Below are 21,345 nucleotides of genomic sequence, written 5' to 3' on the forward strand. Positions count from 1 at the left end.
TATTATTGTTTGGCTTTCAGTTTATTCTCGATAAGGTCATAAAAATTCTGGAAGGTAGCAATGCCAACAAAATCGGCTTCGCCAAGCTTAACTCCAAAGTTAGATTCTACAGTAACCACAAGATCAACATAATCAAGACTGTCAAGCCCTAAAGTATCTTTTAAATTGGCATCAGGTGTTATAGTGTCTGCATCAACCTCAAATTCATCAACTAAAAAATCATTAATCTTCCCTATAATCACTGTTTTGTCCATGTTTAGTGTTTTTTTACAATTAAAGCTGAATTGGTTCCTCCAAACCCGAAAGAATTCGACAAAAATATATTAATTTCCTTATTTATAGTACTTCCTGCCAAATTTAATTTAGCCGAGTCCTCATCAGGATTTTCGAAGTTTATATTAGGTGCTATAAAAGAATTCTGCATCATTAATATAGAATAAATAACTTCGCTTGCACCCGCCATCCAGCACTCATGTCCCGTCATAGACTTGGTAGAGCTTACATAAGGTTTATTGCCAAATATCTCAAATATAGCCTTTGCTTCATTAGCATCTCCTACAGGGGTAGAGGTAGCATGTGCATTTATATAATCTACATCTTCAGCCTTTAATCCTGCCTGATCAAGTGCTTTCTGCATTGCAGTTGCCGGGCCTTCTACATTTGGGGTAGAGATATGCCCTCCGTTAGACGAAAAACCATAACCTGCAATTTCAGCTAAAATTGTTGCTCCTCTTTTTATAGCCGAATCATAACTTTCAAGTATAAGTGTTGCTCCGCCACCACTTGGCACAAGCCCGTTACGGGAAGCATCAAACGGACGCGAAGCCTTAGCAGGGTCAGCTTCATCAGGAGAAAAAACACCAAGGCCATCAAAACTACTCATTGCAAATTTATTTATCTCCTGTGCGCCGCCGCAGATAATTGTATCCTGCAATCCGCTTTTAATCAGGTAGTATCCCATACCCAGCGAGTGAGATCCGCTGGCGCAGGCTGCACTTATAGTAAGGTTAATACCTTTTAGTTTAAATATTGTAGAAAGATTCATGGTAACAGTAGAATTCATAGACTTAAAAATAGCCCCTGAACCTATTAGTGCTGTATCTCTCTTTTCTCTTAAAATATCGGTAGATTCAATTATAGCTTTAGAAACACTGTCGTTTCCATACATAATGCCTACCTCATTCTTTTCAAGAAAATCATCATCAATACCTGCCTGGTGTAATGCCTGTATTGTTGCCATGTACGCATATTCGGTTTCTTCGCCAATGCTTATACGCTGCCTTCTGGTAAGTAAATCCTTCAGCTCCGGTCTGGGTACCATACCAGTAAGAGCAGACCTAAATCCAAATTCTTTTCTTTCCTCATCTATCTTTATACCCGATTTACCATGATATAATGATTCCTTAACCTCTTCAAGCGAAGTGCCAATACAGGAATAGATACCCATGCCGGTAATAACCACTCTTCTATCCATTGTTCTTATTTTGGATTTATATTTTTAGGAGTAAATGCCTCCGTTAATATTAATTATTTCACCTGTAATATAACCCGCTTTTTTTGAAGCCAGGAAACTTACCAGGTCTGCCACTTCTTCCGCTTCGCCAAACCTGTTGGCAGGCACCATTTTAACCAGTTCTTTTTCATCAAGGTCTCCCGTCATATCTGTTTTTATAAATCCGGGAGCCACGGCATTTACGGTAATGTTACGTTTTGCAACTTCCTGTGCCAGTGCTTTGGTAGCTGCAACAACTGCGCCTTTAGCCGCAGAGTAATTGGTTTGTCCCGGTGTGCCTTTAACACCCGATACTGAAACCATATTTATAATCCTTCCATACTTATTACGAAGCAGTTTTTGTATAAAAAAGCTGGTAACATTATAAAAACCATTAAGACTTGTATTTATAACCTGAGACCAGTCTTCCTGAGACATCCACATAAAAAGCCCGTCTCTGGTTATACCGGCATTATTCACTATAACTTCAACAATAGCTTCCGGATTAGCCTCCTGCCATTGCCCAAGTACTGTTTTTACCTCATCGGCATTACCTACATCAAACTTTAGCAGTTCTCCGGTTGCCCCATTATCAATTACTTTTTGCAAAGTTTCCTCAGCCGCCTCAAGATTAGACTGATAGTTGATAAGGATATGATAACTGCTATCGGCAGCAAGTTTTTGGCATATTGCACTACCAATACCTCTGGACCCGCCTGTAACTAATGCACACTTCATAATTGTATATCTTACTTAAATAATTCTGCATTTTCAAACCACTGGTTACCCAGCAATTGCCCTTTAGTATCTAAAAAGCCCCATTTTTTCTGATCTTTTACTGCGGCAAGCCCTTCCGAGAAACTTCTTGCTTTATCATATACCGGTTTTATAACAAACTGTCCTGTCTTGTCTATATAACCAAGTTTACCGTTTTGCTTAACCAGCGACATTTCCTGTGCAAATGACACCTGAACACATAAAATTAAAAATAACAGAATTTTTTTCATGATTGGATTGATTGATTTATAATTGATTGGATTGTTTTATTGCATTAAATACTCTTTAACAGCCTGCACATACGGATACATTGCCTTATCTTCAGAGAAAACAGGCAGTATTGCCCTTATATCGTCATATATTTTGCGCGTACCCGAAGACACCTCATCTTTATAGTTTAACGCATCTATAGCCTGAACAATAGCCATTGCTTCTATTGCAAGCACTTCAAAAGCATTTTCTACAACTTTAGCAGTTAATACTGCTGCATTAGTACCCATGCTGACAATATCCTGATTATCATTATTGTTTGGAATACTGTGCACATACATTGAGTTGGAAAGCATCTGGTTTTCTGCCGTGGTAGATACTGCTGTAAACTGAACACCCTGCAAACCAAAATTAAAACCCAGTTTTCCAAGATTGGTAAATGGCGGTAGCAGTTCATTAATTTTTGAGTTCATCAAATAATTAAGCTGACGCTCGCCAAGCATAGAAAGTTTTGTAATTACAAGGCGAAGTTTATCCATTTCAAGAGAAATATAATCGCCATGAAAATTACCGCCATGATATACCTGCTGGTTCTTTACATCTACAATCGGGTTATCGTTTGCAGAGTTAATTTCATTTTCCAGTACCAGTGCTGTTTCATTAATAGTATCGAGCACAGGACCCAGTATTTGCGGAACGCAGCGCAGGGAATAATATTCCTGTACTTTTTCTTTAAAAATAGTCTCCTGATTTTCGCCACTGTAAAGATGTTCTTCTCTTTTGCGCACAAGCTTACTGTCTTTAATATGCTCCCTCATGCGCTGTGCTATTTCTTGCTGGCCTTTATGCAGTTTGGTATTGTTAAGTTCTGCCGATAAATGATCGTCATATACCCTCACCACTTCATTTATAGCTGCCGAAAATTTAAGCGACCAGTTTAGTAACTTTTTTGCGTTTACAACATTAACAACCCCAATACCTGTCATTACAGATGTACCGTTCATTAATGCAAGTCCTTCTCGAATTTCAACATTAATTGGCTTTAAACCTTCTATTGCAAAAACTTCTTCTGTTTTTCTGCGTTCTCCTTTATAAAACACTTCACCTTCGCCTATAAGCACGAGTGCAAGATGTGCAAGTTGTACTAAATCGCCACTGGCTCCTACTCCTCCATGTTCAAAAATAAGTGGGGTAATGTCTCTATTTATAAATTCTTTCATGAGATGTATTACCGACTCATGAACTCCCGAATTACCCAAAGAAAGCGTGTTCAATCTGGCTAATATTGCCGATTTTACAAAAATGGGCGATAAGGGTTTGCCCGTACCCGATGAATGGCTCCTGATAAGGTTATACTGAAGCTGAATCCTGTCTTTATCTTCAACACGGTACTGTGCCATAGGCCCAAAACCGGTATTAACGCCATATATAATTTTATTTTCTGAAAATACTTTTAGAAAATCGAAACTTTGCTTTACTCTTTCAAGCACTTCAACACTAACCTCAACCTTATTGCTACCAAACACAATAGACTCAAATTCAGCAAGGCTTAGATATTGGTTTATACTGCTCATTATTTTGTTTTATATTAGAATTTCCTTAAGAGAATATATTTCTTTACTATGTAAAAATCTCATAATTTTACAAGGGTTACAAATGTAGAATTTTTTTAAGATTATTTTAAGATTAATACAATTTATCAATGTTAAAAGAGCATGTAGATGTATTGGTAATTGGCGCAGGGCCTTCGGGCTGTGTAGCAGCCTCTTACCTGTATAAAAATGGAGTAAATGTTAAGGTTGTGGAACGCTCTAAATTTCCCCGTTTTGTGATAGGCGAAAGCCTTATACCGAGGGTGATGGATCATTTTGATGAAGCAGGCCTTTTAGAAGCTCTTTTAGAAATGGATTTTGAAAAAAAATTTGGCGCACGTTTTATAAGAGATGAAGAACTTTGCGTATTTGACTTTAGTGATAAGTTTGGTGACGGATGGGACTGGACATGGCAGGTACCCCGTGCCGATTTTGATAATACCCTTGCTCAGGAAGTTAGGCGAAAAGGTGTAGACCTGGAATTTGAAACAGAAGTACTGAATGTTGTTTTTAACGGAACAGACTCAATAACTACTGTCAAGGATAAAGATGGAAACATTCGTGAAATAGAAGCTAAATTTATAATAGACGCCAGCGGATACGGCCGTGTACTGCCACGCATATTAAAACTGGATGCTCCTTCTTCCATTCCTGAAAACTCATCAATGTTTACCCATGTTAAAGATATAAACAGGCCTAAAGGCACAGAAGGAACCCTGATTACTTTTGATATTCTGGAAACTAAAGTATGGCTTTGGGTAATACCTTTTTCTAACGGAAACACAAGCATAGGGGTTGTAGGGCCAACAAGTTATATTAATGCTATAGGCGGAGCCAACAATACCGAAGCATTAAAGAAAATTATTAATCTTTCCGATTTTTATCGTGACCGTTTTAAAGATGTGGATTTTTTATTTGAACCGCATAAAATAGAAAACTACTCCTGTTCTGTAAAACAGCTTTATGGTCCGGGCTATACCCTTACGGGAAACAGTTCTGAATTCTTAGATCCGGTATTTTCTTCAGGAGTTTGCTTTGCCACAGAATCCGGCATGCTTTCGGCTAAATTATTCCTGAAAGAATTAAAAGGCGAAAAAGTGGACTGGGAAACAGAATATTCAGATTACATGAGAAGAGGGGTTGACGTTTTTGCTACTTATGTAAAAGAATGGTATACCGGAAATTTGCAAACACTGTTTTTTCACAGACCGGAAAATCAGGATGTAAAACAAAAAATATGTTCTGTACTGGCAGGTTATGTGTGGAATGAGGAAAACCCGTTTGTAAAAAAGCACGACAGGGTTATAAAATCTATGGCATATATGCTGCAAAATGAATAAAGCGCCCAATAGGCGCTTTATTTTTTTATATCAGGTATTAAAAAAGAAACTCCCAAAAAGGGAGCTTCTAAAAACCAATCAAACCAATAGTTAGTTATTTAACTATTTTTACCGAAGCTGTACCGCCAGGAGTTGTAATCCTAAGAATATAACTGCCGCTTTGCAGTTTAGATGTATCTACATCAATTTTATCTGCATTTACAGATTGCGATATAACCGCCTGGCCAAGCATATTAATTACAGTTACAGCTGTAATTGTATCTTTATAGGAAACACTAAGCACATCATTAACAGGGTTAGGATATACCATTAATTTTTTCATATTGAAAGTTGGCGTGCCCAAAATTTCATCAGCAGTAATTTTTAAAGGTTCACTTTCACAATCGCCTACCGTTTGGGTTACATAATAATCCTTACCATCTACAAGTAAATGATCCATACCTATAGGCTGTAAGTTATCTCCATCCATAACATACCACTGAATAGTAGCGCCTTCAACAGTAGTAATGGTAAAATCACTCACATCGTCACCTTCTTCAAACTGCTGGGTTGCATCGCCACCCGGTTTTTCAGGTGTAGGCAGTAATGCTACAATCACTTCTTTAGCAGCACTTGTACATCCGTTTACTGTTTGTGTAACATAATAATCTCCGGCAGTTAATACAGCATCTGCACCTAATGCAGGGCTGCCTTCCGGCTTATGCCATGTAAGTACTGATCCGGCAATACCATCAGCCTCAAGATCGCTTACTGTTGAGCCTTCACAAACACTCTGGTTGTGTTCTGCTTCAGGAATAGGCAATTCATCAATATTTATTACAACACCACGTCTGTTACTAACACAATCGCCCACGGTTTGCGAAACAAAATAATTCTCTCCATCTACAAGAACGGTAGATTCGTCAATAGGTTCACCGCCTTCTGCATTTTCATACCATGTAAATTCAGCATCAGGCAATCCGTTAACAGTTAGGTTATTTATTGTAGCTCCATCACAAACAGTAGCTATTTCACTAGGCACAGTAGGTTTCTCTAAAGTTGTATAGCTTACAACAATATGTTTTCTTTCGCTGGTACAATCACCAACTGTTTGAGATACATAATAATCTCCGGCAACCAAAACCGTAGAGCCTGTTAAAGCTGTACCTCCTGTAGGAGTTATATACCATTTTATAACAGAACCATCCTGCCCGGTAGCTACAAGGTCTTCAACTGTGCTTTCTGAGCAGAAAGACTGCTCTTCACTTGCAGTTGGCTTAGGTATAGTAAATAAACTTACCGTTATTAAAAGCCTGTCGCTTGTACAGTCACCCACTGTTTGAGAAACGTAATAGTTAGCATTGCCAAGCACAGTTGTAACAGGTAAAACCGTTCCGCCTACAGGTTCATTATACCATGTAAAAGTTGCGCCCGGCTGCCCCATAACTTCAAGATTTGCAATAGTTTTTTGTGAACAAAATTCAGGAGTGCTGTCAGCAATTGTAGGCTTAGGTACAGTAGTAATTGTTACAGCTACTGCGGTTCTTGTACTTTCGCAGTCTCCAAGTTTTTGAGAAACATAATAGGTAGTATTTGTAAGTACTGTTGATCCTGTTAAAGCGGTACCGCCTGTAGCATTGGCATACCATTTTAAAGTTGCACCTTCTAATCCTGCAGCTGTGAGATCTTCAACAGTTGCCCCGGCACAAAAAGTTTGAGCCAAAGCATCAGGAGCATCAGGAGCAACACAGTTATAAGCATTGTTAAGGCTATACCCACGATTGGTACCGTGTGCATTTATAGTATTTGTGGCAGAGCTAGCCTTTGCCCATGCAAAATCTATATTGATATCACTATAAACAAATGTAAAATCGTCATTGCTGCCAGTATTAAAAGCTCTTGTAGCCACTATAGTTCTGGTAGTTCCGGAAACAGTACTTGAACTTGTCCAGTCGTTAACCGCATCAATACTTGGTGTTATGCCCACACCATTTTGGTTGGCATCAACAAGTGTTGTTCCGTTCCAGTACACCAAATCGGCTCCGTCCTGCATACCGCCGCTATTTGTAAAAGACCCTATCTGTAGGGCAAACCATCGGTCAGAAGGCCCCGTAAATGTAAGTGTAGCGGTTGATGTTGTGCTGTTAAGTTCTAATTTGGCCGTCATGCCGGTAGTAAGGCTTACCGCCGCAGTTGCTTTACTTTGGGCATGCAGGCCTGCAGCACCCAACAGTAAAGTTGTAAGGAGTAGAATTTTTTTCATTTTCACTAATTTAATTTATGTTGAGTTTTATGTTTCATTTTAACAGGTTTATAATTTCCTGATTTTTATTAAATACCGCATAATCCATTGCCGTTTTACCTTCATTATTCGCAAGCTTTTTATTTGCTTTATACTTTAGCAGCAGCATAATAATTTCTTTATTTTCAAACTGCGAAGCATATAAAAGGGGTGTCATACCCATACCGTCTGCAAGGTCCGGGTTCGCCTTGTTTTCCAGCAGCATTTTAACCATTCCTGTATCTCCTTTTACAGCTGCTGCTGCCAGCGCAGAACCGCTTGGGCTGTTATAATTAACATCTTTTACATGTTTAACTAAATATTCTGCAACAGGTGTATTACCTCTGTAACAGGCCAGTATTAAAGGTGAAAACCCACTTTGATTGAGCAGGTTTATGGTATCTTTATTTTTCTGCACCAATATTTTCATTTCTTCAACGGTACCCGAACGGGCAACATCAAATACATCTTTTGATTTTACCTGAGCATTGGATAACGCAGAAAGTAAAACAAGTAAGGAGAAGATTTTTTTCATATTTATACTATTTAGATAAAGAAAGGTTATAAGTAACTTCTACTTTTTCAGACACTTTACTACTTACCACTTTAGGTATTTCTATATCAAAATCGGCAGGTTTTACATCAAAACTCCCAACAACAATTATATTGCCTCCTGATTTACTAATCCTGGCTGTATCGGTTATCTTTTTAGTTTTACCATGCAGGGTAAGATCACCGGTTATAGTGAAGGTTTTAGGTTCTGCAGATAATTTAGAAATATCAAAACCTTCTATTTTTCCTTTAAAAGTAGCTTTAGGGTATTTGTCTGACTCTACATAGTTTTCATTAAAGTGCTCTTCCATTAATGCTACTTTAAAACGAAAACCTTTCATAAGGCTAAGAACTGCAAAGTCGCCATTGGAAGATTCAAGTATAGCTGACGCCGATTTGTTTTCGGCTGCTACTTCTTCAAAAGAAGGTACAGATGCTTCAAACTTAAGGTTACCGCTTCGCGTACTGTATTTCTGTCCGTAAAAGGCTGCCGAAATAAGCAGGCATGCTACACAAATTATAATTTCAAGATATCTGTTCATAATGCCTTTATTTTAATTTTCCAATAATCCATCTTCATACCATTGCACGATAACATCTACTTTTGACTGAGGCATCCTGCCCGTTTGCGGCATAACTCCTGCCTCACTGTTTTCGCGCTGTACACGGCTAAGAAGATCTTTTGTTGCCATAGCATACTTCACTTCTTCATAAGTAGTAAGCGGTGTATAACCTGCAACTTCACCAACTGCATGACAACTCACACAATTGCTGTTTATAATAGATTTCACGTTTGCCTCGTAGGTTACCTTGCCTACAATTACCTGTTGTTCTTCGATCTCTTCATATGTATGAGAATCACAACTATAAAAAGCTGTTACCATTACTGCAAGACCTATGTATATTTTCGTTCTCATATTAAAATACCCTGTATAAATTAAACCCAAAGAAAAAATCTCCTTTACCCCAGTCTCCCGCTGCATTTGTTATGTAGCCACCTTCTGTCATTGCCTGCGAGTTTGTAAACAATAACTGAAAAACGTGTCCTCCGGTTTCTATATCCAACCCTACAGATAAAGGATTAACATAAAAATCAGGCTTATCAAAATTGTACACATATTCCATATTAAGGGAAAGCCTTTTAGTAAGTTTCATTCTTCCACCTGCTCCCAATGAAAATTGATTATCATTTTCAAATTCCGGCTGATACAGGTTTTTATGTATATAAGAAGGTACAATCTCGAGTGAAAGTTTTTCTGTAACCTTTCTGGACACCAAAAGCTGTGTTATATAAGTAAGCCTGTCTGAAAATTCCATTTTCGGATAATCGTCTTTATCCAGAAGCGAGTTTACATCAATAGTATTATAACCAACTATATCTACCGGAAAATCGTCGCTTTGCCGCACCAGCCTGTATTTTGCTCCCACTTCATATACCTTTAGCAGGGTATGTCTCGAAGCGCTTACCGAAAGCCAGTCGGTAACACCATATACAGTCCCGATTTTTGTTGTGGCTTTATCAAGTCCAAAAAATTCAGAAATACCGTCTTTTACAGTTCCAAAACGGTGGGACACCACAAAATAAAATTCATTGGCAGCAGCCATCTTAGTACTTTGCAGGGTTACTACCTGTAATCCTTTAAAGGCTGCCGTAGCATAAGAATCCGCTACTTGGGTAGAGTCAAGTTCAGAAAGCAGATCTTCCTGGCTATAGGCAGTTGCCATTCCAAAAAAACATGCTGTTAAAAGTAATAATCGCTTCATGTATCTGTTATTGTTTAATTGTGCACTGATCGAGTTTCACTTCGCCAAAAAGCTCGTCAAACCCAATACATCTTCCTTTTACGGTTATAGTTTTATTCAGGATAATATTGGCAGGTTTTGTATCAAATCCGCAAACTACTTTTGTATCAAGCAGCAGTAAAGAATCTCTTATTTCAGTTACATTGCCCTTTACTTCCAGTGTCTGGTTAAGATATTTAGAGTCTGCCGCAGCAATATTTACAGCATACTCATCTGCTATAGCATTTGCAGATGTTTTATAAGCAGATGTTTCACTGCTTATATCTCTGCCCTGTTTATATAAAAAACCATAATAGCCGTACAATACTCCCGATAAAATTACCAGCAGCAGCAGTACCACTATTTTAAAATTTCTCCTTTTCATTATTTTGGGGTAAAAAAATGATCCTAAAACTACATACGTGTTAATACAATATTTGTATTTACTCTTTTTAACAAAAAAACAAAAGATTAAAAATACGAAGCTTATTAAAAAAACGAAATTAGTTATAAATTCACCCTTATTTTTAACGATTTAGAATTCGGCAGGTTTGATTGAGAATTGGTATTATACTGTCGAGAAAAAAAATAGTTAAAACCCGTTTTAATTAAAAAACCCCCTTTTCACTAATGGAAAAGAGGGTTTTTTGATTAAACTAAACCTACTAAACTATTTTTATCTTTCTATTTATCTATAAGCAATATGTTTTATGTTATACCTGATTTTGTTGTAGCGAAAATATGACACAGGTGTAAAGCATACGTTACCCCGCCATTATCCTTACTTCAATACAACTAAAAGAAAATGTTATTAGGACTTTTTTTATGTTAACAGCTTTTTTATAAATGCAAATCTTTCTGAATTACATTATTTTAAAGCAATATTAAACACTAATAAACAACACTTTACAGGCAAAAACAGTACTTTCATCTGCTATTTAGAAAAAAATCAGGTAGATGTACCTAATCTAAAAACTGGTATTTATACGCGATTTTTTCACCCTTATTATTTATAGCTTGCAATAGTCAATCGATTGATATTATAAGTGGAGACAGAAACCACTTTAACAAACGTGGCGTTTTCTGAAAAGCCTTACGAGTAAGAAAATCAACTAAAAAAACTTAAAATTATGTCAACTCAAAATTCAGTAGAAGCTCCGGTACTTGGAGGATGGACAGCTTATCACAAATTAACACCACAAGATCAAAAAGTGTTTGATGAAGCAATGAGAGGATTTGTAGGAGTAAAATATACTCCCCAGTCAGTTTCAACACAGGTTGTTGCAGGCACAAACTATCGTTTTAAATGTACAGCTTCAATGCCGCCATCAGAAGTAATGTGGGAGGCCATTGTGGAAATATTCCAGCCATTAAATGGTAATCCGTACATTACAGGTATAGTAAGATTATAATATTTACATAATCACTTAACTAAAGGAGGCGTTTGAAATAATTTCAAGCGCCTCCTTGTTGTAATGTCTGGTCTTATAACTGATTTATATTGTCTTCCACCACAATTCTTTCCAGTCTTTCTGCTCCTGTTTCGAAAGAAATGTCCAGGCTACAATACGTGTAGATTTATTTCCGGTTCCCATAGGAATGGTTTTTACCTGATGAGCCTCCAGCTTTTCCAGTGATTTATAAATTCCTTTAAGGTTAGATTGTTTAGATACCAGAGTAGAAAACCAATAGCAATTTTTAGCATTTTGCTTGCTTTCTGCAATCATAGCATGAATAAACGCATGTTCTCCACCCTCATATATAAGTTCATTACTTACTCCTGCAAAATTCAGCTCGGCAGTTTTGTTCCTTTTCCCCGACAGGTTATTTACTTTTCTCTGGGTTCCCTGTTGAGCATCTTCAGCAGAAGCATGAAAAGGAGGATTGCAGATAGTAACATCTATCTTTTCTCCCTCATTAATTATACCCCTAAAAATAAATGACGGATTTTTTTGTAACCTTAATTCTATCTTATCCGTAAGTGACTTATTAGCATTTACAATTTGCTGTGCAGATGCTATAGAGTCAGTATTACTATCGACACCAATAAAACTCCAGTCGTACTCTGTAACACCAATAACCGGATAAATACAATTAGCCCCTACCCCAATATCAAGGCAGGTAATTTTATTTCCTTCCGGCATTCTTCCAAAATTACTCTCCCCTAACAGATCGGCAATGTAATGAATGTAGTCTGCCCTGCCCGGTATGGGCGGACATAAATTCTCATCGGGAAAATCCCAGTGTTTTATTCCATAATAATGATTAAGTATTGCCTTATTTAAAAGTTTTACGGCTACAGGATTTGAAAAATCTACAGAATCTTCACCTGATTTATTTGGCTTTAAGTAATTTGCCAATTCATGATTTGAATGTAGTAACGCAACAAGATCATATCGCTCCCTGTTTTTATTTCGGGGATGCAGTTCTGTTTTAATCTGTTTTTTTTCTGACGACATGATGTATTATGATTTCTATAGAAATGGGAAACTTCTACAATTTAAGAAGTCACAAAATTCGTCAAAAAAATGCTTTAAAGCTAATACCTTATTAATTCTTAGAACTAAACTCTTAACATACCGCGAAAACCACGTGCAGCATAGTACGATTCTGCACCATTGTGATAGAGAAAAACAGTATCATAACGGCGATCGCAAAACACCGCTCCCCCAAGTTTTCTTATAGCATCGGGAGTTTTTATCCAGCTTGAAGTTTTAGTATCAAATTTACCCATTGTTTGCAGTTGCCTGTACTGTTCTTCCGTTAAAAGTTCAATTCCCATCATTGCAGCAGCATCTACAGCATTATCTTTCGGTTTATGTTCTTTTCTTGCTTCAAGTGCTGCACGGTCATAACAAAAACTCCTGCGCCCTTTAGGACTTTCTGCTGCGCAGTCATAAAAAATGTATTCGCCTGTTTTTTTGTCATAGCCTACAATATCAGGCTCGCCACCAGTTTCCTCCATCATATCAAGCGACCATAATTTTTCGGCATTGCCTTCCAGCTTAGCCTTAACATCAGCCCACTTAACATCCTTATGCCTATTCATGTTTTTCTCAAAACGAAGCGCTAATACTTTAAGCAGTTCTTCAGCCTGTTCCTGAGATAATTGTTTTTTATTACTCATGTTGTTATACTATTATATTACAAGTTTTCGTGTCCGTAGTCTAAATGTAAGAAATAAAATTGTTGCTCTTTAATAACAATGTAAGTTAAGGTTAAACATTTATTGTTATAGCTATGATTTTTAATTAATAATAATCGTAAGAAAAATAAAAGTCCCATAAGTAAGTTATTGTAGTACATCTTTAATCCTATTATGAAATCTGCACTTATACTTTTCATCTTTTTATTTATGTACAAAGGAAATTCTCAGGAAATCTTCAGCTATGAAAAGAGAGCTGACAGCCTGCGGATTTATAATCATAAAGAAATTGTTTTTTTTAATGATATCAGTAAAATTAAACTATCAGGGACTTTAATCGAACCAAAAGAAAACTATGAGAAAGTAGTAATAATTGTTCCCGGTAGTGGAAAAGATACAAGGCATTCACATTTTATCTTAACGGAAAACCTATTAAAAAATGGAATAGCTGTATTTCGTTTTGATGAGAGGGGTATTGGTAAATCAGAAGGAATATATTCTGAACTGGCTGGTGATTTATCTCAGGATTTATGTTTCGGTTATAAATATTTACACCAAAACCTTAAACATAAAAGCATTGGATTTATAGGGCATAGTTTAGGAGGTATTGCCGTACTCGAAGGCATGCAAAAAGGTGAGATAAAACCTGATTTTCTGATCTTAATTGAAACCCCAATTATTAAAAACGGGGCTTTTGTTTTAAATCAAATTAAGATGGACTATAAAAATAGTATCCCTGAAATTATGAAAAAAGGGAAAACAAAAGAAGAAGTTATGCTTTTTCTGGAATCATATTTTACAACAATTTCAAATGGCTCTTTAAAATCAAAAAAAGAAATAAAGAAATTTATAAAGGAAAAAGGTTTTAATAGTAAATTCATAGTATTAATGAATGACGATTTTTTAATGGAAATGATTAATCTTGATATTGAAGAAACATTAAAAAATATAACTACTCCTACTCTTTATTTATCAGGTACAAAAGATAAAATAATCAATCATACAGAAGAAATTAAGTTAATTACCCGGTTTAATAACAATTATATTGATATAGAAACTTTCGATGGGCTGAATCATTGGCTAACAAAAAAAGATGCTCCTATTGGAACATCTCTCTATTTAATGGATGATCTTGCAATGAAGAAAATAATAGAATGGACACTTTCAAAATAACTTATTAATATTCTGATACTTATTTTATAAGCCGAATAAAAGCATTCTAAATATAAAAAGGCAACTTAGTTAATCCTGATTATTGCCATTGGGATCAAATTCAACAATCCACTCAATGCCATACCTGTCCCTTAACATTCCGGCGTATGTACCCCAAGGACTGTCGCCAATAGGCCCTTCAACATCTCCGCCTGCCGACAGGCCGTTAAATACTTTATCAGCTTCTTCACGGGTTTCTGTGCTCACTGCTATTTTTGACCTGTTTTCATTTTCGTTTACACGTCCCATAAAATCCGGAACATCATTAGCTATTAATACATTATTCTTTCCTATGGGCAGGGAAATGTACATTATTTTATCAGTCTCATTTTCCGGTACCTGCAACTCATCACTTGCCAGGTCTTTGAAACGTACAACCTTTATGAACTCTCCGCCGAAAACCGATTTATAAAAATTGAATGCTTCCTCGGCATTTCCATTAAAGTTGATCCACGGGTTAATTGCTTTCATGATTTTTAGATTAATTCATTTATTAGGCAACTAATATATAAAAAAACAAAACGTAGGTATGGATATTTGTACAAACGTAAGTTTTGGTTAAAAACAGTTATTACTGTAATACATGTAAGTCCCTTGTTTAAAATTGTTGTTATAAATCAATTATTATATTTGCAAATAAACCTAATAATACCATGAAACTATTCTTAAAAACTTTTGTAGTCACTTTTATTGTATTCTTATTTTCAAATGGTGTAGCGGCTCAGCAAAAGAAAACTATTCAAACAGCAACAATTAAAACAGCTATATATTGTGACCATTGCAAAGCCTGTGAAACTTGCGGACTAAAGTTTAATCAAACCCTACTAAAAGAGAAAGGTGTGCAGATGGTTGTTCTCGACGAGAAAGAAATGACAATTAAAGTAACCTACAACTCTAAAAAAACAGATCTTACCAAAATAAAAACAGCAATAAGTAAACTTGGTTATGATGCTGATGATGTGAAAGCCGATGCCGTAGCTTATGAAGCATTGGACGGGTGCTGCAAAAAATAAATATTAGAATGATTAGCCAATTAATAGCCAGCTATTTCGGGCTAATTACTCATTTCTATGGGAGTCGTAAAAAGATCCTTATCTAATTTAACCCCATTCTCATCAAACAATGGAATAATCCTTAAAATTTCAGACTCAAGCATTTCTTCAAAAGAGTTCCAGCTATAAAGTGAAGTAGCATCCCATCTGGCACAAAAATGGACTTTCCCATCCGCTTTATCAATGTATAAATGCGAACCATCCCAGTTGTAGCCTCCAATAAAAAAATAACTTTCTTTGGCGTTCTTAGGCCGTTCATATAGATTCACTGTATCTAAAGAATAAGGTTGACGCGAAGCTTCTATTGAACGCCCTATATTTTTCCTAAGTCCGTTTAAATAAAATGTTGAAACAAAAAAACTTAAACCATTACTATATTCCTGCAAAAATACTTTATAGCTTTCAGGAATATCGGTTTTTAAATCGTTCGAAAGTTTACTTATTTCTTCATCTGTTAATGGTTTGTATATTGAGTGTGACCATGCAAATTTAGCAATATGAGGAGCCCTCCCGATCAATACAGCGCCATTTTCACATACTTCAGAACCTAAATATTCAAATTTTCTGATTTGTTCATCTATAGTTTTAAATCTGCTCTTTTCAAATTTTTTAATTAATCTGCGAAGTTTACTGATAAATTTTCTATCGTTCATACGAGAAGTATAATAAAAAACCGCAGCTATTTACAGAGAAATAAGCCACGGTTTATGTTTGTGGAGAAGATGGGAGTCGAACCCACGACCTCTTGCATGCCATGCAAGCGCTCTAGCCAGCTGAGCTACATCCCCATTAAGTTGCAGCAAATATAATATAAATACCATTCAACAAACAAGTGCTAAATATAATCTTTTAAAAAAATGCTGTGCTTTTTTTGGCAATTGCATTATTTTTATACTCTAAAATAACTTTATGACAACTACTACAAGGCCAAATGGCTCTTTATATACAAAATACGAAAATAATATTGCAATTGTAGAATTCGGTCACCCCGCAAGTAATTCTTTCCCTGGTGAGCTATTACAGCGACTTACAGATGAATTAAACACACTAAGCAATAATCCTCAGGTTAATATTATTGTTTTAAAAAGTGAAGGTAATGGAGCGTTTTGTGCAGGTGCTTCATTTGACGAATTACTGGCTGTGCAAAATCTGGAGCAGGGCGCAGTATTCTTTTCCGGATTTGCCAATGTTATAAATGCCATGCGTAATTGTTCTAAACTAATTGTAGGACGCATTCATGGTAAAGCTGTTGGTGGAGGCGTAGGCCTTGCTGCAGCATGCGATTACGCCCTTGCAACTGTAAACAGTGCCATAAAGCTTTCAGAACTTGCCATAGGCATAGGCCCGTTTGTAATTGCGCCTGCTGTAGAAAGAAAAATGGGCAAAGCAGCGTTATCTGAAATGACACTTGCCGCCCACGAATGGAAAAATGCTTACTGGGCTCAGGAGAAAGGACTTTATGCAAAAGTTTTTGAAGATATCAAAGAACTAGACAAAGAACTAGACATTTTCACACAAAAACTTTCAAACTACAATCCTGAAGCATTAGCCGATATGAAAAAAGTTTTATGGGAAGGTACTGAAAACTGGGACACAATTTTAAAGGAAAGAGCTAAAATATCAGGGCGTTTGGTATTGTCAGACTTTACCAAAAACGCGTTAGCACAGTTTAAAAAATAGCTTCACCTCTTGTTTTCAGCCAGCCGGTAATACTTAAGCGTTCCCTTTTTACCGGCTTCACTTCGTGTTCCAGTATCTGGCTTTCAAACACAACCATCCTGCCCTGAAGCGGATAAATATTTACCGTTTTTTCAGTTCCATTTTCATTTAAATATATGGCAAGCTCACCACCATATTCAGGCTGCCAGTCTTCATCATTAAGATAACAGACCATAGATAGTTTACGTCGGCTGTCATTTTGAAAAGTATCCAAATGGCGTTTGTAAAATGTCCCTTCAGGATATACCGCATAATGAAATTCTTTTTCATTAATACCCATAAAACAGGTACGGTTAAGGTAATCTTTAAAGTTGTTTAACTTAGAAAAAAAGCGTGCTTCCGCTTCGTCAGTATTTTGCTCATCCAGCCAAAGTATAAAATCACCACGAATAGCACCAATAATCTTCTCGTTAGCCTGATTGCCAATAGCCGATTTTTTAAATTCATCCTCTTCATATTTTTGCAAAAGAGAAGCTCGTAGATCCAGCACCTCTTCCTTCGTAAAAAACTCATCAACAATACTATATTGTTGTTTCATAAGGTCATATATAACCTTCTCATATAACGGATTCAGCAGATTATCATCCATAGTGGTGCGTGTAAAAAAGCGGTCAAAGATAGTTTGAAAACCAATACGTTTACAATAAATCGATACGATGCATAATATTTAGTAAATTTGCACCCTAATACATCTATAATGAGTAAGATCAGGATCACTAAACAGTTCACTTTCGAAACCGGCCATGCGCTTTATGGCTATGATGGCAAATGCAAAAATGTACACGGCCATAGCTATAAACTTTCGGTCACGGTTATCGGATCTCCTATAACAGATTCTAATAATGTAAAGTTTGGGATGGTGATTGATTTTGGCGACCTGAAAAAAATTGTAAAGGAAGAAATAGTTGATATTTTTGACCATGCTACTGTATTTAATAAAAATACTCCTCATGTAGAACTGGCACATGAACTCGAGCAACGCGGACACCATGTAATACTTGTAGATTACCAGCCAACGAGTGAAAATATGGTAATAGATTTTGCCGGTAAAATTATTAAACGGCTACCTGACAGTATTACACTCCATTCTCTAAGGCTTCAGGAAACTGATACTTCCTTCGCCGAATGGTTTCAAAGCGATAACATATAGAAGGCCTCCTTATCGGAGGCTTCTTTTTGAAATAACTTCTTACTACTTTACGTATGCTATAATTATTGAATAAACAAGCCTAAATAGCAAATAGAGTTTCTATGCCGCATTAATTGCAAGATAACAGAGGGGTTACTTGTAAAAAGAAAATCCTGCCCAATGGGCAGGATTTTTAATATAGATTGGTTTGTTAAGAAACGCTTAATGTTATTTCTTCACGATAAGGAATTCACTCCTTCTGTTTTGTGCATGCTGCTCTTCTGTACAGTTGTCGCCACAGTTAACTTTAGGCTCGCTTTCACCGTAACCCTGACCTGAGATACGCTCTTTAGCAATTCCTTTAGAGATAATGTATTGTACTGTAGCTTTAGCCCTGCGGTTAGATAGTGCCATGTTGTATTTATCTGAACCTCTGTTATCAGTGTGAGATTTCGCCATGATAACCATTTCCGGATTAGATTTCATTGCTTCAACAAGTTTATCTAACTCAAATGCAGCCTCTTTTGTAATGTTGCTCTTATCAAATTCGAAGTATATAGCATTAAGTACAACTTCAGTTGGTTTAACAATAACTTCAATCGGATCAAGATTAGCCGCAACATCAACCGTACCACCGTTAGTTTTAGCTATCGGGAAGCTGCCGTTTACATATCCTTCCATAGATGCCTGAATAGTATAAGCTCTGTTACAATCTACACTGTACGTAACTTTACCATCTGCACCTGCAGTTCTGGTTTCAATAACGTTGTTTCTGTCATCAAGTATAGCAACTCTTGAACCTGCAAGAATTTTACCTGTTTTAGCATCTCTCACAGCTACTACAGCCTCTACGCCACATACCGGAGTTGCAAGGTAAAGTTTATCTACACCGCTGCGGTTACTTGAGAAGAAACCAATATTTTTAGTTGTGTTAAAGCTAAATGCAAAATCATCATTAGCAGTATTTACAGGAGCACCAACATTTTTAGGCTCTGTACCTTTATTTTGGTCAATTACAAATACATCAAGTCCGCCAAAACCATCAGGTCTGTCTGAAGAGAAGAATAACTTGTTATCATCAGTAATGAAAGGGAAGCTTTCTTTACCACCTGTATTTACTTTAGGACCAAGGTTTACAGGCTCGCCATAGCTGTTGTTGCCTTTAACTTCTACTTTCCAGATATCCTGGCCACCTAAAGTACCGGTTCTGTCAGAAGAGAAATATAACCATTTTCCATCTTTGCTTATTGATGGATTCTGAGTAGACCACTCTTTACTATTGAAAGGAAGCAGTACAGGCTCACCCCATTTGTCACCTTCTTTAACCGATTTATAAAGGAATACCTGACCTAATTTAAGGTTCATATCCCTGTCTCTTTCAAATTGCTTGTGCTCGTTAAAGCTTTCGCTGTTAAAGTACATTGTTTTCCCGTCTGCACTCACAGCAGCAGGCCCATCATGCCATTTTGTATTCAGGTCTGATACCGGAGTAGGCTCACTGAATGTTCCATTAGCATTGTAGGTAGAGGTATAAAGGTCCAGGAACGGCTGTTCGTTTGTTCCGTATTTTTTTCTTGCCGTGTTTCTTGAACTTGAAAAATAGAAACTGTTATCATCAGCAAGTACTCCGCCGAACGATCCGTATTTGTCATCATTGATGTCAAGTACTTTCTCGTCATACATTTTTGTTTGATTTCTAAGCTTAGGCAGGTAGTTAGGATCCTGGTTAAACTGAATTGCTCTCTGGTCCTGTGGTGCCATAGAAGCAAATTTCTTCATTTGGGTATTAGCCTCTTCATACTTGCCCTCAACCTTAAGCATTTGTGCATAGTGGTAATACACTTCTGCTTCCTGAGGGGTAGCTGTTGCTTTTGCATACCACTGCACCGCCTCTTTTGAGTTGAATATGTTGTAGTAGCTCTCTGCTATCTGCTTGTAAACATAAGGGCTGCCATCCAGTTTCTGGTATTCTTTGGCTGCATCTATATAATCAAGCTTAGCATAAAGTTTGTCTGCTTTCTCTGTTTCCTTGGTCTGAGCTGTTACCGCCATAGTGGCAAGCATAAAGCCTAGGGTGATATATAAGTTCTTCATTTTCTTTTAGTCGCTTTAGATTAGAAATAACGTGGTGAACGTGATACTTTTTTAGGGAAGTTCAAATCAAACAACAATATGATCTCGTGAGATGCAGGTGTTGTTACATTAAGGTCTGATACAATGTGGTCATAAGCATAACCTAATCTCAGGTTAGGAGTTATAGCATAGTTTACCATACCGCCAAAGCTGTCATCAAGCCTGTAGGTAGCTCCTATCTCAAAGCGTTCGAAGAATAAAAAGTTAAGTGACCCGTCTATAGAGGGGGAAACACCAAATGCCGACTTAACCATAAATGATGGTTTCATCTTCAGGTTGTCGTTAAGCTGGAATACATATCCACCGGTAATAAAGTAGTGTGATTCCTCTGATCCGAACTGCTGGCTTGCCGGCTTGTAATCAAGGTGCTTGCTTTTTAGCATATTCGGTACAGATGCTGCAAAATAGTATTTGTTGGTGTAGTAGAAAAATCCTGCTCCAATGTTGAAAAACGTATTATTTACGTTAGAAGAGAAGGCAGGGTCGCCTGGTGCTGGTACGTGGCCATCTCCAATATCGCTGTATAAGCCAACATTATGAAAAGTAGCACCGGCTTTTAAACCAAGAGCTAAACGGTGTTCGCCACCAAGGTTTAGTGTGTATGAGAAATCCGCATAGGCGTTAGTCTCTTCTACAGGCCCTATCTTATCATTGATAACCGATAATCCCAAACCTACATTCTTACCTACAGGGCTGCTCCCTGAAAAGGTCATCGTAGTTGGAGAATCTTCAATATCTACCCATTGCTTACGGTATAGCAATCCAAAAGAAAGGTTTTCTTTTGAACCCGCATAAGCAGGGTTAATAACATTCATGTTATACATGTACTGTGTGTAGTGTGGGTCCTGCTGTGCCGTAGCATCTGCAAGGCCGCCCAGAGCCAATAATGCTGCAAGGTAAAGTTTCTTCATGTAATGTGTGTTGGTTAATTTGCAAAAAAATAATAGGGC

24 protein-coding genes and 1 tRNA gene are annotated in these 21,345 nt (G+C 37.0%); 6 read left to right on the top strand and 19 right to left on the bottom strand.

Annotated elements, in window-relative coordinates:
* Positions 1 to 2: 2 nt before the first annotated feature.
* Genes NHE85_RS04335 through hutH form a run of 5 tightly spaced genes read right to left on the bottom strand, consistent with a single transcriptional unit; the run spans position 3 to position 4,053 of the window.
* A complete protein-coding gene (locus NHE85_RS04335; RefSeq protein WP_252810011.1) occupies positions 3 to 254 on the bottom strand; it encodes an acyl carrier protein in 252 nt (83 codons plus the stop codon).
* Positions 255 to 256: 2 nt separating this feature from the next.
* Positions 257 to 1,474 (bottom strand): beta-ketoacyl synthase, encoded by a 1,218-nt coding sequence (locus NHE85_RS04340; protein ID WP_252810013.1) that lies wholly within the window; start codon positions 1,472 to 1,474, stop codon positions 257 to 259.
* Between the two features lie 24 nt (positions 1,475 to 1,498).
* On the bottom strand, positions 1,499 to 2,230 hold the full coding sequence (fabG, locus tag NHE85_RS04345; RefSeq protein ID WP_252810015.1) for a 3-oxoacyl-ACP reductase FabG: 732 nt from the start codon (positions 2,228 to 2,230) through the stop codon (positions 1,499 to 1,501).
* A gap of 11 nt (positions 2,231 to 2,241) precedes the next feature.
* Positions 2,242 to 2,499, bottom strand: coding sequence for a WG repeat-containing protein (locus NHE85_RS04350; RefSeq protein WP_252810016.1), 258 nt, complete (start codon positions 2,497 to 2,499; stop codon positions 2,242 to 2,244).
* 36 nt (positions 2,500 to 2,535) lie between these two features.
* Entirely contained in the window at positions 2,536 to 4,053 is a 1,518-nt protein-coding gene (hutH, locus tag NHE85_RS04355; RefSeq protein ID WP_252810018.1) for a histidine ammonia-lyase, read from the bottom strand.
* Between the two features lie 128 nt (positions 4,054 to 4,181).
* Between hutH and NHE85_RS04360 the strand changes: the two genes are divergently transcribed.
* On the top strand, positions 4,182 to 5,411 hold the full coding sequence (locus tag NHE85_RS04360; RefSeq protein WP_252810021.1) for an NAD(P)/FAD-dependent oxidoreductase: 1,230 nt from the start codon (positions 4,182 to 4,184) through the stop codon (positions 5,409 to 5,411).
* A 94-nt stretch (positions 5,412 to 5,505) separates the two neighbouring features.
* Here NHE85_RS04360 and NHE85_RS04365 read toward each other — a convergent pair whose 3' ends face one another.
* Genes NHE85_RS04365 through NHE85_RS04390 form a run of 6 tightly spaced genes read right to left on the bottom strand, consistent with a single transcriptional unit; the run spans position 5,506 to position 10,390 of the window.
* Positions 5,506 to 7,653, bottom strand: a complete 2,148-nt coding sequence (locus NHE85_RS04365; protein ID WP_252810023.1) for a T9SS type A sorting domain-containing protein — start codon at positions 7,651 to 7,653, stop codon at positions 5,506 to 5,508.
* A 34-nt stretch (positions 7,654 to 7,687) separates the two neighbouring features.
* On the bottom strand, positions 7,688 to 8,206 hold the full coding sequence (locus NHE85_RS04370; protein WP_252810025.1) for an ankyrin repeat domain-containing protein: 519 nt from the start codon (positions 8,204 to 8,206) through the stop codon (positions 7,688 to 7,690).
* Positions 8,207 to 8,213: 7 nt separating this feature from the next.
* On the bottom strand, positions 8,214 to 8,765 hold the full coding sequence (locus NHE85_RS04375) for a YceI family protein (RefSeq protein WP_252810027.1): 552 nt from the start codon (positions 8,763 to 8,765) through the stop codon (positions 8,214 to 8,216).
* A 12-nt stretch (positions 8,766 to 8,777) separates the two neighbouring features.
* Positions 8,778 to 9,140 (bottom strand): cytochrome c, encoded by a 363-nt coding sequence (locus NHE85_RS04380; RefSeq protein WP_252810028.1) that lies wholly within the window; start codon positions 9,138 to 9,140, stop codon positions 8,778 to 8,780.
* A 1-nt stretch (position 9,141) separates the two neighbouring features.
* Entirely contained in the window at positions 9,142 to 9,987 is an 846-nt protein-coding gene (locus NHE85_RS04385) for a DUF5777 family beta-barrel protein (RefSeq protein WP_252810029.1), read from the bottom strand.
* A 7-nt stretch (positions 9,988 to 9,994) separates the two neighbouring features.
* A complete protein-coding gene (locus NHE85_RS04390) occupies positions 9,995 to 10,390 on the bottom strand; it encodes an OB-fold putative lipoprotein (protein WP_252810037.1) in 396 nt (131 codons plus the stop codon).
* Between the two features lie 745 nt (positions 10,391 to 11,135).
* On the opposite strand from NHE85_RS04390, the gene NHE85_RS04395 reads away from it, so the two are divergent.
* Positions 11,136 to 11,417 carry a hypothetical protein gene (locus NHE85_RS04395; protein ID WP_252810039.1) on the top strand — a complete coding sequence of 94 codons (282 nt, stop codon included), beginning with the start codon at positions 11,136 to 11,138 and terminating at the stop codon, positions 11,415 to 11,417.
* An 84-nt stretch (positions 11,418 to 11,501) separates the two neighbouring features.
* Here the strand turns inward: NHE85_RS04395 and rlmF are convergent, their stop codons facing one another.
* Positions 11,502 to 12,464 carry a 23S rRNA (adenine(1618)-N(6))-methyltransferase RlmF gene (rlmF, locus tag NHE85_RS04400; protein ID WP_252810041.1) on the bottom strand — a complete coding sequence of 321 codons (963 nt, stop codon included), beginning with the start codon at positions 12,462 to 12,464 and terminating at the stop codon, positions 11,502 to 11,504.
* Positions 12,465 to 12,568: 104 nt separating this feature from the next.
* Positions 12,569 to 13,132 carry a DUF4256 domain-containing protein gene (locus NHE85_RS04405; RefSeq protein WP_252810043.1) on the bottom strand — a complete coding sequence of 188 codons (564 nt, stop codon included), beginning with the start codon at positions 13,130 to 13,132 and terminating at the stop codon, positions 12,569 to 12,571.
* A gap of 192 nt (positions 13,133 to 13,324) precedes the next feature.
* Between NHE85_RS04405 and NHE85_RS04410 the strand changes: the two genes are divergently transcribed.
* Positions 13,325 to 14,323 (top strand): alpha/beta hydrolase, encoded by a 999-nt coding sequence (locus NHE85_RS04410; protein ID WP_252810045.1) that lies wholly within the window; start codon positions 13,325 to 13,327, stop codon positions 14,321 to 14,323.
* 69 nt (positions 14,324 to 14,392) lie between these two features.
* On the opposite strand, the gene NHE85_RS04415 is transcribed toward NHE85_RS04410, so the two are convergent.
* Entirely contained in the window at positions 14,393 to 14,833 is a 441-nt protein-coding gene (locus NHE85_RS04415) for a VOC family protein (protein ID WP_252810046.1), read from the bottom strand.
* A 182-nt stretch (positions 14,834 to 15,015) separates the two neighbouring features.
* Here NHE85_RS04415 and NHE85_RS04420 point away from each other — a divergent pair, with 182 nt between their 5' ends.
* Positions 15,016 to 15,375, top strand: a complete 360-nt coding sequence (locus tag NHE85_RS04420; RefSeq protein ID WP_252810048.1) for a heavy-metal-associated domain-containing protein — start codon at positions 15,016 to 15,018, stop codon at positions 15,373 to 15,375.
* Between the two features lie 41 nt (positions 15,376 to 15,416).
* Here NHE85_RS04420 and NHE85_RS04425 read toward each other — a convergent pair whose 3' ends face one another.
* Together NHE85_RS04425 and NHE85_RS04430 are read right to left on the bottom strand one after the other, a co-directional pair.
* Complete coding sequence (locus tag NHE85_RS04425; protein ID WP_252810050.1) at positions 15,417 to 16,067, bottom strand: SMI1/KNR4 family protein; 651 nt, start codon at positions 16,065 to 16,067, stop codon at positions 15,417 to 15,419.
* A 61-nt stretch (positions 16,068 to 16,128) separates the two neighbouring features.
* Positions 16,129 to 16,202: transfer RNA gene (locus NHE85_RS04430), tRNA-Ala, on the bottom strand.
* A gap of 121 nt (positions 16,203 to 16,323) precedes the next feature.
* On the opposite strand from NHE85_RS04430, the gene NHE85_RS04435 reads away from it, so the two are divergent.
* Positions 16,324 to 17,094, top strand: a complete 771-nt coding sequence (locus NHE85_RS04435; protein ID WP_252810052.1) for an enoyl-CoA hydratase/isomerase family protein — start codon at positions 16,324 to 16,326, stop codon at positions 17,092 to 17,094.
* Here NHE85_RS04435 and NHE85_RS04440 read toward each other — a convergent pair.
* Entirely contained in the window at positions 17,084 to 17,722 is a 639-nt protein-coding gene (locus NHE85_RS04440) for a 2OG-Fe(II) oxygenase (protein ID WP_252810054.1), read from the bottom strand. The two genes, NHE85_RS04435 and NHE85_RS04440, sit on opposite strands and share 11 nt — an antisense overlap.
* 108 nt (positions 17,723 to 17,830) lie before the next feature.
* Here NHE85_RS04440 and NHE85_RS04445 point away from each other — a divergent pair, with 108 nt between their 5' ends.
* Positions 17,831 to 18,283, top strand: coding sequence for a 6-carboxytetrahydropterin synthase (locus NHE85_RS04445; RefSeq protein WP_252810056.1), 453 nt, complete (start codon positions 17,831 to 17,833; stop codon positions 18,281 to 18,283).
* A gap of 207 nt (positions 18,284 to 18,490) precedes the next feature.
* Here the strand turns inward: NHE85_RS04445 and NHE85_RS04450 are convergent, their stop codons facing one another.
* Both NHE85_RS04450 and NHE85_RS04455 read right to left on the bottom strand, forming a co-directional pair.
* Positions 18,491 to 20,356: an OmpA family protein gene (locus NHE85_RS04450; RefSeq protein ID WP_252810058.1), complete on the bottom strand. Its 1,866-nt coding sequence runs from the start codon at positions 20,354 to 20,356 to the stop codon at positions 18,491 to 18,493.
* A 20-nt stretch (positions 20,357 to 20,376) separates the two neighbouring features.
* Positions 20,377 to 21,306: a type IX secretion system membrane protein PorP/SprF gene (locus tag NHE85_RS04455; protein ID WP_252810061.1), complete on the bottom strand. Its 930-nt coding sequence runs from the start codon at positions 21,304 to 21,306 to the stop codon at positions 20,377 to 20,379.
* Positions 21,307 to 21,345: the final 39 nt, after the last annotated feature.

This window comes from Flavobacterium sp. NRK1 (genome assembly GCF_024054175.1).
Taxonomy (GTDB): Bacteria; Bacteroidota; Bacteroidia; order Flavobacteriales; family Flavobacteriaceae; genus Flavobacterium.